This window comes from Virgibacillus halotolerans (assembly GCF_016908515.1).
GTDB lineage: Bacteria > Bacillota > Bacilli > Bacillales > Amphibacillaceae > Virgibacillus_M > Virgibacillus_M halotolerans.
This window is the reverse complement of the sequence record NZ_JAFBEA010000004.1, coordinates 228,337-242,971: the sequence shown is the minus strand read 5'-3', so window position 1 is coordinate 242,971 and position 14,635 is coordinate 228,337. Positions and strand designations below refer to the sequence as shown.

The 14,635-nt window shown below is 39.1% G+C and carries 16 protein-coding genes; 13 read left to right on the top strand and 3 right to left on the bottom strand.

Annotated elements, in window-relative coordinates; all coding sequences use genetic code 11:
* The first annotated feature begins 198 nt into the window (after positions 1 to 198).
* From JOC34_RS12210 to JOC34_RS12180, 7 genes are all read left to right on the top strand, one after another.
* Positions 199 to 2,250: a BglG family transcription antiterminator gene (locus JOC34_RS12210; protein ID WP_205137049.1), complete on the top strand. Its 2,052-nt coding sequence runs from the start codon at positions 199 to 201 to the stop codon at positions 2,248 to 2,250.
* Positions 2,251 to 2,278: 28 nt separating this feature from the next.
* Positions 2,279 to 2,764, top strand: a complete 486-nt coding sequence (locus tag JOC34_RS12205) for a PTS sugar transporter subunit IIA (protein WP_205137048.1) — start codon at positions 2,279 to 2,281, stop codon at positions 2,762 to 2,764.
* Positions 2,764 to 3,042, top strand: coding sequence for a PTS sugar transporter subunit IIB (locus JOC34_RS12200; RefSeq protein WP_205137047.1), 279 nt, complete (start codon positions 2,764 to 2,766; stop codon positions 3,040 to 3,042). The genes JOC34_RS12205 and JOC34_RS12200 overlap by 1 nt, the downstream gene beginning before the upstream one ends.
* Positions 3,043 to 3,278: 236 nt before the next feature.
* Positions 3,279 to 4,538: a galactitol-specific PTS transporter subunit IIC gene (locus JOC34_RS12195; RefSeq protein WP_205137046.1), complete on the top strand. Its 1,260-nt coding sequence runs from the start codon at positions 3,279 to 3,281 to the stop codon at positions 4,536 to 4,538.
* A gap of 24 nt (positions 4,539 to 4,562) precedes the next feature.
* Entirely contained in the window at positions 4,563 to 5,594 is a 1,032-nt protein-coding gene (locus tag JOC34_RS12190; protein WP_205137045.1) for a zinc-binding dehydrogenase, read from the top strand.
* A 59-nt stretch (positions 5,595 to 5,653) separates the two neighbouring features.
* Positions 5,654 to 5,812 carry a hypothetical protein gene (locus tag JOC34_RS12185; RefSeq protein WP_205137044.1) on the top strand — a complete coding sequence of 53 codons (159 nt, stop codon included), beginning with the start codon at positions 5,654 to 5,656 and terminating at the stop codon, positions 5,810 to 5,812.
* A gap of 30 nt (positions 5,813 to 5,842) precedes the next feature.
* Positions 5,843 to 6,880: a galactitol-1-phosphate 5-dehydrogenase gene (locus tag JOC34_RS12180; RefSeq protein ID WP_205137043.1), complete on the top strand. Its 1,038-nt coding sequence runs from the start codon at positions 5,843 to 5,845 to the stop codon at positions 6,878 to 6,880.
* Between the two features lie 95 nt (positions 6,881 to 6,975).
* On the opposite strand, the gene hxlB is transcribed toward JOC34_RS12180, so the two are convergent.
* The 3 genes from hxlB to JOC34_RS12165 form a co-directional block, all read right to left on the bottom strand.
* Entirely contained in the window at positions 6,976 to 7,533 is a 558-nt protein-coding gene (gene hxlB, locus JOC34_RS12175; RefSeq protein ID WP_205137042.1) for a 6-phospho-3-hexuloisomerase, read from the bottom strand.
* Between the two features lie 2 nt (positions 7,534 to 7,535).
* Positions 7,536 to 8,177 carry a 3-hexulose-6-phosphate synthase gene (gene hxlA / locus JOC34_RS12170; protein ID WP_205137041.1) on the bottom strand — a complete coding sequence of 214 codons (642 nt, stop codon included), beginning with the start codon at positions 8,175 to 8,177 and terminating at the stop codon, positions 7,536 to 7,538.
* Between the two features lie 183 nt (positions 8,178 to 8,360).
* Positions 8,361 to 8,732: a winged helix-turn-helix transcriptional regulator gene (locus JOC34_RS12165; RefSeq protein WP_205137040.1), complete on the bottom strand. Its 372-nt coding sequence runs from the start codon at positions 8,730 to 8,732 to the stop codon at positions 8,361 to 8,363.
* Between the two features lie 250 nt (positions 8,733 to 8,982).
* On the opposite strand from JOC34_RS12165, the gene JOC34_RS12160 reads away from it, so the two are divergent.
* The 6 genes from JOC34_RS12160 to JOC34_RS12135 all read left to right on the top strand — a co-directional run bounded on the left by JOC34_RS12160 (position 8,983) and on the right by JOC34_RS12135 (position 14,614).
* Complete coding sequence (locus tag JOC34_RS12160; RefSeq protein WP_205137039.1) at positions 8,983 to 9,726, top strand: Cof-type HAD-IIB family hydrolase; 744 nt, start codon at positions 8,983 to 8,985, stop codon at positions 9,724 to 9,726.
* Between the two features lie 7 nt (positions 9,727 to 9,733).
* Positions 9,734 to 10,402, top strand: a complete 669-nt coding sequence (locus JOC34_RS12155) for a hypothetical protein (protein ID WP_205137038.1) — start codon at positions 9,734 to 9,736, stop codon at positions 10,400 to 10,402.
* Positions 10,399 to 11,373 carry a Gfo/Idh/MocA family protein gene (locus tag JOC34_RS12150; RefSeq protein WP_205137037.1) on the top strand — a complete coding sequence of 325 codons (975 nt, stop codon included), beginning with the start codon at positions 10,399 to 10,401 and terminating at the stop codon, positions 11,371 to 11,373. The genes JOC34_RS12155 and JOC34_RS12150 overlap by 4 nt, the downstream gene beginning before the upstream one ends.
* Positions 11,374 to 11,567: 194 nt before the next feature.
* The gene (locus tag JOC34_RS12145; RefSeq protein WP_205137036.1) at positions 11,568 to 12,437 is read left to right on the top strand and encodes an MBL fold metallo-hydrolase; all 870 of its coding nucleotides are present in this window, start codon (positions 11,568 to 11,570) and stop codon (positions 12,435 to 12,437) included.
* Between the two features lie 91 nt (positions 12,438 to 12,528).
* Positions 12,529 to 13,290, top strand: a complete 762-nt coding sequence (locus JOC34_RS12140) for an IclR family transcriptional regulator (RefSeq protein ID WP_205137035.1) — start codon at positions 12,529 to 12,531, stop codon at positions 13,288 to 13,290.
* A gap of 34 nt (positions 13,291 to 13,324) precedes the next feature.
* Positions 13,325 to 14,614, top strand: a complete 1,290-nt coding sequence (locus JOC34_RS12135) for an aspartate aminotransferase family protein (protein ID WP_239544339.1) — start codon at positions 13,325 to 13,327, stop codon at positions 14,612 to 14,614.
* Positions 14,615 to 14,635: the final 21 nt, after the last annotated feature.

Sequence of the window (14,635 nt, the reverse complement as noted above, 5' to 3'; positions counted from 1 at the left end):
ATACAGATTAAATATGACAGGGTAAGATTCCATAGTAAAATAGAAATGCTACAGTTGAAGTTAAAAGATGTGTAGCGTGGACCGCATTTGCAACTGTAAAACAAAGTAATGTACATAATCTGTTCAGTGGATTGCGATGAAAGCGTATTCTTAGCGATGCTATTCGGTGATACAATTAAAAGTGAAAGAGGGGTTATCATGAAACTTGATGATCGCAGTAATAGAATTCTGGAAACATTATTAAGCAATCCGAGCATGAATAGTAAGGATATTGAAAAGAAGTATCATATTACCCGCAGACAGCTTGGTTATAGCATGGACAAAATAAATGATTGGTTGATGGAAGGGAATCTGCCAGTCATTGAACGAACCAGACAGGGTTATTTCATGATCGATCAGACGGTTTTTACGAATTTGAATATCGAGCAGGATTTGACCCAGGATAAAAACATCTTACCTGAGGAACAAAGAATGTACATGATCGTGATGATGATCTTAAGTAACGAATCACTCTCATTATTTCATTTCACAAGTGAATTGGAGGTTAGTAAAAATACAATTCTGAGTGATTTAAAGCAGGTACAGGATTTTATAGCTGAATATGACTTATCCATACGATACTCCAGACGGTCAGGATATCTGATGGAAGGCGACGAATTTCATGTGAGGAAATTACTCATGCATGTGACCACGAAGATTTTAGAGATGAACAATGGTGCGGAGCGTATTTGTAAGCTGGCTGTGATTGATGAAATGGAACTAAACGAAATAAGTAGTCGGATTGACAAAGTTGAAAAGAAATTGAATTTGAAGTTTACGGATGAAATGATCGCAACGATGCCTTATATTTTGGTACTCGTAATCAAAAGAATTAAGCAAGGTCATATGATCAAATCATTTTACATTAAGTACGAGGAGTTATCAGATACGAAAGAGTACCATGCCACAGAGGAAATTTTATATGATATGGAATCTATACCGGTGGAAGAGCGGCTTTTTATTACACTCCATCTGCTTACAGCGAACGTTTATTGGTCAGCATTTTTAACGGAAGAGGCAATACCAAATTTGATGCAGGCAATTGATGACATGCTGCGATTGTTTGAAAAGAGAGCTGTAATATTTTTACAAGATAGGGAGCAACTGTTAAATAAATTATTACTGCACATAAAGCCGGCCTATTATCGTATCAAATATCATCTAACTGAAGTAAATGAAGCCCCACATGCGGTAAGTGATGAATTTAAGGAATTACATCATTTGGTACAACAATCGACAGGGCCACTGGAAGCTTTAATTGGAACGAAAATCCCTGAAAACGAAACAACCTTCCTGACAATGTTAATTGGTGGATGGTTAACAAGGCAGGGGGACCGTATTCAGGAAAAAGTGAAAGCGCTTGTTGTGTGTCCGAATGGTGTATCGGTTTCGAGGCTGATGCTTAGTGAATTGAGAGAACTATTTCCAGAGTTTATTTTTCTTGATTCCCTGTCCATACGGGAATTTGATCACTATCAACTCGATTATGACATCGTATTCTCGCCGGTTTCTTTAGAAACAAGTAAGAAACTCTTTATTACGAGTTCATTTCTGGAACGGGAAGAAAAGGCTCGTTTGCGGAAACAAGTGATGCTCGAGCTGTATGACTATATTCCGTCTGATTTTAATATGGAGCAAGTGATGGACATTATCAAAAACCATGCAACGATTAAGGATGAGCAGCAGTTATCAAAAGACTTATTACGCTATATTCAACGTGATGATACAGCATCTGTAATCAACCAGGAGGATTCCCGCGCTTTAGTTACACTAAGCGATTTAATTACGCCCGCTAGGATTACGTTGAAACAAGCTGTGACTTCTTGGGAAGAGGCGATTCAAGTTGCTGCACAGCCATTGATAGAGGGTGGACAGATTGAGCCAGCATATGTGAAAGCGATGACCGATCATTATGACAAGGACCCCTATATTGTGATTGGGCCAAATATTGCAATACCACATGCTGCGCCTGATGAGGGTGTCAATGAAGTTTCGATGAGTCTACTAAGGTTAGAAGAGGGCGTATTTTTTACGGAAGACTATTCGATTCATTTAGTCATTATTATTGCAGCAGTTGATAAGCAGATGCATTTAAAGGCATTAATGCAATTATTGAAATTAGCTGCGGCAGATGAAGATCGTAATGAACTTATTGATGCAGCTTCGATTGAAGCTATTTATACAATTATAAAAAAATATGCAATGGCGTAAATAACAACCTGGGTAAGGAGTGCAGCATATGAGTGGAATTTTTTTGGATGAATCTATTATTCTTCTAGATTTAGAAGCAACAACGAAAGAAGAAGTATTAACTGTCATGGGGAAAAACTTACAGGAAAGCGGCCTCGTTGAAGAAAGCTTTACCAAAGCAATTGTTGCCAGAGAGTCGGCATTTGCAACAGGGCTGCCGACAAAGGGCGTTTCGGTTGCCATTCCACATACGGATGTGGAGCATGTGAAACAAAAGGCGATAAGTGTTGCTATTTTAAAAGATCCTGTTGGCTTTGGTGTGATGGGTGATGAGGAGACGATGACACCAGTGAAGATCATATTTATGCTGGCGATGGATCGGGCTGATGACCAGCTAACATTGCTTCAAAGTCTGATGCAAATCTTTCAGGATGAAGCCACATTAAACTATTTAGCAAATGAGGACAACAAGGCAAACATTAAAAAGCTATTAGCAAAGAAATTGGATCTATCATTTGAAGGAGGTGAAGTGTAATGAAACAAGTATTAGTAGCATGTGGTGCTGGAATTGCAACATCAACAGTAGTGAATAGTGCGATTGAAGAAATGGCAAAGGAACATAATTTGAAGCTTGATTTGAAACAAATTAAAATCACTGAAGTTGGTTCTTATGAGGATACAGCAGACCTATTAGTAACAACGGCCATGACGAAAAAGGAATACCCATTCCCTGTCATTAATGCAAGAAACTTCTTGACTGGGATTGGCGTTGAGGATACGAAGAAGCAGATTTTGAATGAGTTGAAAAAATAAGTGTTAGAGGTTGTTCAAAAAGTCCGGTAAAAATGACACATCGAATTTCTTCGTTAGCTCGCTTTTCCGTTGCTCACGTATTAATAACATACGTTCCGCTACTCAAAGCTACGCTGCCTTGAACTTCTTGGTCCTTTTTATCCTCCTTTTTGAACACGCATTATAAGATCATTGTGTCTCGATTTCTTCTATTAGAAGAGATCGGGATTCACCATATAAATATGGGGGGATAAACCATGCAAGGATTTGTTAACTTTATACAAGCCTTTCTAGATTTAGGGGCAACCGTAATCCTACCGATAGTCATCTTTTTATTAGGTTTATTTTTTGGACAGAAGCCTGGAAAAGCTTTCCGTTCCGGTTTAACAATTGGTGTTGCATTTGTTGGTATTTTCTTAGTAATAGATTTGCTTGTTGATAACCTGGGGCCTGCAGCACAAGGGATGGTTGAACGCTTGGGTGTTAGCTTGAATGTGATTGATGTGGGTTGGCCTGCAACATCCTCCATTGCTTGGGCGTCCGTTGTAGCGGCATTTGTTATTCCGCTTGGCCTCGTTGTAAACGTCGTCATGCTTTTAACGAAAACAACAAAAACGATGAATGTCGATATTTGGAACTTCTGGCATTATACGTTTATGGCAGCAATGGTCTATGCGATTTCTGGAAGTATTATTCAAGGTCTGATTGCAGCAGTGATCTTCCAAATTGTTGCACTAAAGGTTGCGGATTGGACTGCACCGATGATGAGCGAGTTTTATGAATTACCGGGTGTCTCTATTGCGACTGGTAGTACGATTTCTTATGCGCCAGGTATTTTTCTAGTGAAATTAGTCCAAAAAGTTCCTGGGTTAAAAAACTGGAACGCGGATCCGGATACGATTCAAAAGCGATTTGGTATTTTCGGAGAATCGATATTCATTGGACTATTCCTTGGTGTCGTAATCGGTGCGCTAGCAGGATATAGCGTTGGAGACATCATCGAAATTGGGATGGCCATGGCAGCTGTTATGGTATTAATGCCACGCATGGTGAAGATCCTGATGGAAGGTTTAATGCCTGTATCGGAATCTGCACGTGAATGGTTAAATAAACGATTTGGTGATAGAGAAATTTATATTGGGCTAGACGCGGCGGTTGCACTTGGACATCCAGCAGTTATTTCAACCGCATTAATTTTAGTGCCAATTACTGTTGTACTGGCAGTTATTTTACCAGGTAATGCTGTGCTTCCCTTTGGTGACTTAGCTACCATTCCATTTATCGTCGCATTTATTGTTGGTGCTGCGAGAGGGAATATTGTTCATTCTGTTATTGTCGGTACCATTATGATTGCGATTTCACTCTATATAGCGACAGATGTTGCACCAGTGTTTACACAAATGGCAGCGAACGCTAATTTTGATATGCCTGAAGGATCAGCACGTATTTCGAGTATTGACCAAGGAGGTAATATCGTTAACTGGATCATCTTTAAATTGTTTAGTTTATTTAATTAATCTGGCTTGAATGGAGGAATGGTCATGAAAGCATTAGTGAAAACAGAACTAGGGTTTGGAAATCTGGAAATTCAGGATAAAGAAGTACCTGAACCCGGCGCATATCAAGTGAAAATCGAAGTCAAGTATGCAGGAATTTGTGGTTCTGATATTCATACGTATGAAGGGCATTACAAAGTTGCGGCGCCTGTTACATTAGGCCATGAACTTTCCGGGGAAATCGTGGCCGTTGGTGAAGGTGTTACGAATTTCCAACTTGGTGATCGCGTTACATCAGAAACAACTTTCTATATTTGTGGGGAATGTGAATATTGCCGAGCAGGTGATTACAACTTATGTAATTATCGTAAAGGTCTTGGTACACAGCAAGACGGTGGGTTTGCGAAATATTTAATTGCACGTGCAGCAAGTGTGCATAAGCTGCCGGAACATGTTGATTATCAATCGGCAGCAATGACTGAGCCGCTGGCATGTACGCACCATGCCGTTGCAAAGACAGAAATAAATGAAGGTGATATTGTCGTTGTGATTGGACCTGGTCCGATTGGTCTGTTTACTGCACAAGTTGCGAAAAGTCGTGGAGCAACCGTTATTATTACAGGTTTAACCAATGACCGGGTTCGTTTGGATAAAGCAAAAGAATTAGGAATTGATTACGTGGTTAATACACAGGAAGCAGATATTAAAGAATTTGTGAACAGCCTGACAAACGGTTACGGTGCGAATGTTGTATTCGAATGTTCCGGAGCGGTACCCGCTGCGAAACAAGGACTGGATCTACTACGTAAAAAAGGTCAATATGGCCAGGTGGGAATTTTCGCCCAAGCCGACGTTTCATTTGATATGGAGAAAGTCATTCAAAAAGAAATTGTCGTTCGTGGAAGTAGAAGTCAAAAGCCTACAGATTGGGAACCCTCTCTTGAACTTATGAATAATGGCAGTGTAAATGCGAAGGCAATGGTGACACATGAATTTGATATTACACAGTGGGAAGAAGCATATCAGGCCATTAAAAGCGGAGAAGCGATCAAAGTATTGTTAACACCGGTCGATTGAGATAAAGAGGAAAAGTAACATCAATATCAATCACGGTGTCAGAAAATGAGGGTGAGATAATGGTAAATACACTTCTGGATTTTATGTTAGGGCCAATGCGGGCAATAGGTGATTTTTATTTTGAATATCAGATGATTTTCAACTCGCTTATTGTAGGCTTTGCATTATATAAACTTATTTTCAGCAAAAAAAAGGTTGGGAACGAATCGGCGAATTAAGAAAAGGCAACAAAGAAAGGGTGGTAGAGATTGAGATCCCTAAAACTTTATGGTAAACAAGATATCCGTTTTGAAGAAACCGCTGAACCAGTTATTGAAGCGACAGATGATGTCATCATTAAAGTAAAAGCTGTCGGGATTTGTGGCTCTGATATTTCCAGATACAACAAATTAGGTCCCTATGTGGAAGGCGTGACTTTCGGACATGAATTTTCCGGGGAAGTGACGGCAGTTGGTACTGATGTTGGAACGATCAAAGTTGGTGACCGTGTAGCAGGCTGTCCGACCTTTTATTGTGGAAAATGTGCAAGCTGCAGGAAGGGTGAATTATCACGCTGTGAGCATCTGCATGTTATTGGCGCTTACCGTCCTGGCGCATATGCAGAATATGTAAAACTACCAGCCGAAAATGTCATTCCAATTCCAAATACTGTTGATTTCGATACCGCTGCAATGGTTGAGCCATCAGCCGTTGTTGCACATGGTTTTTACCGTACGAATATCCAGCCGGGGGCTGAAGTAGCGATTATGGGTTGTGGTAATATTGGACTGCTTGCCATTCAATGGGCAAAAATATTCGGCGCGGAGAAAGTTTACGCGATTGATATAGATGACTCCAAGCTAGAAGTGGCCAAACAAGTCGGGGCAGACGTCGTCATCAACTCACTGGAAAAACCTGCACATGAGCAGATCGAATATGGTGTTGATGTTGCCATTGAATCAGCGGGATCCCCGATCACATCTGCGCAGGTACTGGCGTTACCCAAAAAAGGCGGGCAAGTTGTGTTTATGGGTATTCCATATGCAGATATAAATATAGCGCGATTCTATTTTGAAAAGATCGTAAGAAATGAATTAACGATATTAGGATCATGGAATGCACTATCGGCTCCTTTCCCCGGTATAGAATGGAACGCTTCCGTACATTATATGGGAATTGGAAAAATAAATGTGAAACCGATCATTTCCCACCGATTACATTTACAACAAGGTCCTGAGACATTTGATAAAATAATCAACCGAACAGAAAATTTTGGGAAAGTTATCTTTTACCCGGAATTGGGATAGGGGTAGGGCTTTTAGGAAGCGCCTGGATGCTTGAGGAAGATGTATCCAAAAATGTCCCGCATCGTTATTCACAAATGCGGGACCCATCACAAAAATCATTCTAAATTTGCATGCCTGCCATACATTGTCTCTGAATCCATACCTTTTTTCTCCATAACGCTTAAAATGACAGCATCGTAAACGAGTAAAAGACTTTGTTCGAAAAGAGAGGCCATCGGTTGGATGGATTTGTTTCCTGTTTCTGATTTAGCTTGGGCGGGTATTTCTATGGTGATATCCGCCATTTTTCCGATGGTTGAATCAGGTGAAATGGTAACGAGTGCAACTGTTGCGCCAATACCTTTCGCTTTCTCTACCATGGGTACAAGGCTTTTTGTTTCCCCCGAACCGGATGCTACGATAAAGATATCATCTGCTTCCAAATTGGGTGTGACGGTTTCCCCTACAACATACGGATCAAGTCCGACATGCATCATACGCATTGCAAATGATTTGGCCATCAAACCGGATCGTCCCGCACCAGCGACGAGCACCTTTTTTGCTTCTAAGATGCCAGTTACAAGCTGTTCAGTTTCTTCATCACGGATTAATGCTGTCGTACGCTGTAGCTCTTTTAGAATTTCGTCTGTATACCGAACTGTTTGTTTCGGCATCATTATACCGTCATTGCTTCTTTAATTTGTTTTTCAATTTCAGCAGCTACATCTTTTTTGTTATCCTGATTCGCAATTCCGCCCCCTACAATAATAAGATCCGGCTGTGCTTTAATCACTTCAGGAATCGTTTCTAACTTGATGCCACCTGCTACCGCAGTTTTGGCGTTCTTTACCACATTTTTAATTGTTGTCAATTGGCTGAATGGCGTTACCCCAACTGCCTGTAGATCATAGCCTGTATGGACACAGATATAATCAACACCCAGTGCATCTAATTCTTTCGCGCGCTGCTCAATGTCTTTTACATTAATCATATCAACTAGAATTTCGGATCCCTGTTTTTTTGCCTCTTCTACAGCGCCTTTTATTGTTTCATCATCTGTAGCTCCGAGTACTGTGACAATACTGGCACCGGCTTGTGATGCGTTCATTACTTCATAACCACCAGCATCCATAATTTTCACATCGGCAAGCACTGTTAATGATGGGAAAGCATCTTTCATTGCTTTTACCGCATGGTGGCCTTCTTTATTGATAATCGGTGTGCCAATTTCAACAATATCGATATGCTCTTGCACCTCATTGACTAATTCTATTGCTTCTGGAATATTCACTAGATCTAATGCCAATTGTAATTTCATATATGATCTCTCCCCTTATTGTAGTTTTCTAACTTGATCCTATTCTAAAGGTCTGTTGATATAAAAGATAGTACGCACTTTATTCCCACATAGTGCTAAAAAGTATACTGTAAAGGTGGAAAGTCGAGTGACACAATTAAAAAAACCATGCACAGCAAATTTGCTGTGCATGGTTTGGAAAGATTAATCGTTCACGGTAATTTCGTCTTCTTCAGCCAGTTTTTCATCTATAAAGGCTTTATATTCGATGCCCCAACTATACATAGACGCTAGAATCGGCATTAATGATTCTCCGCGTTCTGTCAGTGAGTATTCTACTTTTGGTGGTACAACAGGATATACTTCACGATGAACAATAAAATCGGATTCTAGTTCACGGAGCTGACTCACCAACATCCGCTGGGTGATTCCAGGCATGAGCCTTTTCAACGCATTAAACCGTTGTGTTCCTTCTTTTCCTAAATGCCACAAAATAAGCATCTTCCACTTGCCACCAATAACAGCAAGGGTTAATTCCTTTTCACAGTTAAATTCTCTTGAACAAATATGTCCCATAAATTTCACCCCTAGTTAGTGGTATGATTTTTAATACTATATACTAGATAAGTATGTACGATAAAGAATCAATTGTACAGATAGACTTGTAGATATACAAGTATGGAATGTTTTGTTTAGAGGTGTCCCTATAAAGAACTATTTACTGAAAATTGATATTAATGTATCATTATTCTAACGACTTATAGTTGTGGAACCTTTTTCGTCGCCGCATTTTGGTGATTTAATTTTTGATAAAAGGAGAGGTAAATTGACAAAGTACCGATTGTTAGCACTTGATTTAGATGAAACGTTACTTACAAAAGACAAACGCATTACAGCGGAATCAAAAGTATGGATATCCCGAGCAATAGAGGCAGGCGTTTTTGTTATCTTTGCAACGGGACGAGGGCTTCAAAGGGTTGCAGATTTTCGTAAAGAATTAAAAATGGATTCGCCGATGGTTTTGGTGAATGGTGCAGAGATATGGGGTAAAGATAGAGAGCTCTTGAGCCGCCATTTTATCAGTAGAGAAAATATCCATATGTTACATCGTTTGGCGATAGAGATAGGAGCTTCCTTCTGGGGCTACAGTGTAGAAGGTCTCACCAATCAGAAGAATTGGACGGAAGCAATGTTCCATCGTGATTGGATGAAATTTGGTATCAAGCATGATGACCAACAAGTAATCAATCAATTAAAAAGGCGTATTCAAGGTACTGATACGTTAGAAATTACGAGTTCTTCCCCTGTTAACTTAGAGTTTTCGTTTAAAGGAATTTCTAAGAAAATGGGTGTACAAAAAATTTGTACGTACCTGGGTATTGGCATGGAGGACGTAATGGCAATAGGTGACAATCTGAATGATTTTAAATTAATCCAAGCTGCTGGACTTGGGGTAGCAATGGGAAATGCGGATGATCGATTGAAACAAGTAGCAGACCAGGTTACAGAGACGAATGAAGCGGATGGCGTAGCGAAAGCCATTCAAAACTTTTTAGTAGAAAGGGGATAATTAAGATATGGCAAATGTAATTATCGCAGATCCGGATATGCTGAAGTTTGATAATCAGATTTATGGGCAGGAAGCAGTAGTTTTATCCAATCTTCATAAAGTGAAATACGGCGAAAATAATATCTATGTTCCATCTTCATTGTTAGCGGATGTCCAGGAAAAAGAAAATAGTAACATTTATTTTGAATTGGAAAACTATCCTTTCTTTGAAAAGGCCAGAGAAATAATTGGGGCACAGAATAAACCTAAGGGTGTGTTCCGGTATCGAAGGATAACAAAAACGGATAAAGACGAATCATTGCTTGTGGAAGATATTGCTGTAATCACCGCGCTATTTGGAGACCCTAAAAGCGCATACGCAAAGCGGACAGACAACCATGTTAAACCGTATCATGTTATTGTGACATTAAACTTTGGCAACGGAACGATGGCACATGTGGAATATACGCTAGCAAATAAAAACCAGATTGAATTAGAGTGGAATGGTATCGAACAAATTCTAGAATTTAACAGTGATGAAATGCGCCCACTTATTTCTGAAGACAATAAGACAACATCTCTTTCGTTAAAGATCCAAGCAGCGTCAATTTTGAATAAATCTTATCCTGTCGATCAAAAACTCCTAGTCAATTTGGAAAAATGCCGCAAACTGCTAAAGGATGGTGTGAACAGATGAAGATAGGAATGATGAGTTTTGCACATATGCATGCGTATAGTTATGCAGATGGATTGAAGGATATTTCGGGCGTGGAATTAGTTGGCATTTTTGACGATGATCGAGCAAGAGGATTAAAAGCTACTGAACAGTATCATACAAAATACGTCGCTAATCAAAGTGATTTCCTGAAAACAGAAATGGATGCTGTCATTATTTGCAGTGAAAACAATCGACATAAAGAAATGGTACTAAAAGCAGCTGCGGCGAAAAAACATATATTGGTTGAAAAGCCTATTGCAACAACAGTCGAAGATGCCAAAGAAATGATTCGTGCCTGCGAAGAAAATGGGGTTATTTTACAAGTTGCTTACCCTGTCCGATTTAATAACCCCATTCAGCAATTAAAGCAAATGATTGATGATGGAGAACTGGGTGAAATAGTTGCTTTTCGTACTACAAATCGTGGGCAAAATCCAGGAGGTTGGTTTATTGATAAGGAGCAATCAGGTGGTGGCGCAGTATTAGATCATACCGTACATATGGTAGATATTATGCGTTGGTATTCCGGAGAGGAAGTTTGCGAAGTACACGGGATTGTTGACTCTTATTTCCATAACATCGACATTGATGATGCTGGGATTCTGACATTGGAATTTGATAATGGCATTACTGCCACACATGATGCTAGTTGGTCAAAGTTTAACGCTTACCCGACGTGGGGAGATATAACCATTGAGGTGATTGGTACAAAGCAAACAGTACATGTTGATGCCTTAAAAGAACATTACCGAATGTACATAGGTGGTACGAAGCCATTAAAACATGTACCATTCGGTAACAATATGGACGTTGATTTAGTCAAAGATTTTGTTGCATGTGTGGAACAAAATAAAAACCCCTCAATCACTGGATACGATGGGTTGAAATCTTTGGAAGTTGCTTTAGCTGCTTATGAATCTAGTGAAAAGAACAAGGCGATTAGGTTATAAAGGAAGTATAATAAACCTTTATTTCATGCAATGATAAAAAGGAAATATGAAAAAGGCTATGAGAAGACACATCTCATGGCCTTTTTCGTTTCCATAATTTTTGCATACACAAATTAAATTATATATTGATTAACATATAATTTATCATACGGAATATAGTTTATTATACAGAACAATCATGAGAGGGGATTCAATTGTCACAAAAGCATATATATCGCTATGGTAAGTCGCTGATGGATCAGATCAATGGAACAAAAGTAAATGACGATGCAATTGCGATCTGGCATTTAGGGCAATCTGGATTAGTACTAAAATCAGATGATCTAATATGCTACTTTGATCCTTATCTTTCAAACTATATTGAAGATAATCAACTTGTAGAACCAGCAGGTTTATTAAATCGGAATTTTGATCCACCATTAAATCCAGAGGAAATTAAAAATGCAGATATTGTATTTATTTCACATGACCATTTAGATCACCTTGATCCTGAAACATTGGAAGGGATTGCTGAAAACTCGCCATATGCTCAATTTGTCTGTCCAGCGCCATCTGTAAGCACGCTAGAGCAATTAGGAATAAGTACAAGTAGGATTTATTCAGCAAAGACTTCAAAGGTATTGAAAGTAAATGGTATTACAATATCTACTATTCCAGCGAAGCATGAAGCATTCCTTTTGGATAAGAATAGTGAACATTATTACGTTGGCTATGTTTTAGCAATAAATGGTGTAGTTTTCTATCATGCCGGAGATACAGTTGTATTTGATCAATTAGTTGAATACCTACGTCCTCATGGGATTGGTGTTGCATATTTACCGATTAATGGAAGTGATTGGTATAGATCAACACAAGGAGTGCAAGGGAATATGGACTTTCGCGATGCAATTGAGCTGGCACAGGCTGCAAAAATTGATCTTATCATACCGGCTCATTATGACCTATTTCAGTCAAATACGGAAAACCCAGCATATTTTGTGCATTACATTTATGAACATTACCCAAACCAAAAGTTTAAAATAATGTCTCCGGGTGAGCGATTCCTCTATTTAACAGAAGGCTAAAATGAAAAGGGAAACGATCAGATATATACTCATTTAACTAACAAAATTAATTGACAATATTATAGCTGGAAAAGGAAGGGTGACGTAAAGAATGAAAAAATATAGCGTCCCTGCGTTAGAGAAGTCTATAGCGATATTAAATTTAATTGCTACAGGCCAAAGAAAAAATACGGTTACCGAGATACACAAACATCTGGAATTATCTAAAGCAACTGTTTTTACGATATTGAGTGTACTAGAGTCATACGACATTGTTAAGAAAAATAAAGGAGGTGAATATGAAATCGGTGTGAAACTTTATGAATTAGGAATGTCTTATATATCTAAAGTAGATATTGTAAAAGTTGCTCAACCATACATTGAAAATTTAATGAAAGATACAGGATATACCGTTCATTTAGGTGTCCTAGATGAAGGGGAATTATTATATGTTGCAAAAGAAGAGCCAGATTCGTTTATTAAGTTCTCCACATTTCCTGGCTTGAGATCTGAATTTCATATTGCCGGCTTGGGTAAAGCAATTGCTGCACACTTAGAAGAAGATGTGGTGGATAAGATCTTGGCCGAAAAAAAGTTAACCAGACATACTGCAAATACGATCACGGATAACAGGGAGTTTAAACAATCTTTAAAAACCATAAAGGAAAAAGGATATGCATTAGAGGATGAAGAAGGTGAGATAGGTGTTCGGTGCATTGGCGTTCCAGTATTTAGTGGGGCGGATGGTGAGGTTGTTGGTGCAGTAAGTATTGCTGGCCATACTTCGATGCTGCAATTGGAAACGAGTGAGACTTTGATCAAAAGGGTGCAAGAGACCGCACATTCCATATCGAAAAGTCTCGGTTCAATTTAATGATGAAACATATAAATCATAGGAGGTTATCATGATGACCAAAAATAAAAACGCTAAGATGTATGAAGAAGCAAATATTTATTCTCCAGGCGGGGTGCATACGTCAATTAGAAATGTAGAACCCCATCTCATTTTCAAAGAGGCTAGCGGACCATACATTACTGATGTTGAGGGGAATAGGTACATTGATTATCAAGCAGCTTTTGGCCCGTTCGTATTAGGCCATAACTATACTTACGTTAATCAAAAAGTTATTGAAGCAATAGAACGTACCGATTTATTTGGTGTAGGAACGACAGATCTAGAGATAGCGTTAGCAAAGAAAATATGTGAGTATGTTCCGTCGTCAGAACAAGTATTATTTTGCAATTCCGGTTCAGAAGCTACGTATCATGCAATTAGATTAGCGCGCGCGGTTACTGATAGTCCTAAGTTAATTAAATTCCAGGGTTGTTATCATGGCTGGCACGATTATGTAGCACGTAACATGCTCAGTGATTGGGATAAAATTGGCAAAAGAGATCCGGGGTCTGCAGGGATGCTAGAGGAGGCAATCGATAATACGCTCGTATGTAGATTTAATGACCTTGAAGATGTAGAACAGACCTTGAAACAGAATAATGGTGAAGTAGCAGCTATTATTGTTGAGCCGATACCCCATAACATCGGTTGTGTTCTGCCCGATGATGGCTTTTTACAGGGATTAAGAAAGCTTTGTAATGACTATCATGCACTACTTATATTTGATGAAGTGATTACGGGATTTCGTCACGGTATGGGAGGCTATCAAAAGATATGCAATGTAACACCAGACCTTACGACGTTGGGGAAAGCAATGGCAAATGGTTATCCAATGGCGGCTGTGGCGGGTAAGAAAAAATATATGGCTCGTTATAACACGCAACCGGGCGGTGATGTTTGGTTTGCCGGAACTTACAATGGGCATGCCGTAGGAACTGCTGCATCATTAGCTACAATTGAAATGATGGAAAAAGAACCGGTACATGACCATATTTTTCGCTTAGGTGACAAAATGAGAACTGGAATACAAGATATTCATAAACGTCTAGGTATAAATGCAATCGTAACCGGTTTTGGTTCTGTATGGACAACATATTTCATGGATACGTTACCTAGAAATTATGGCGATTTAAAGCAAAACGACGGAGAAATGTATGTTGCCTACCGTAAGAAGCTATTGGAAAAGGGAATATTTAAAATGCCAATGAATTTAAAGAGAAATCATATTAGTTATAGCCATACAGATGAAATCATTGATCAAACTTTGGAAGCGATAGACTTCGTTTTACGAGAACTATACTAATCTAATGAATAGGATGGAGCG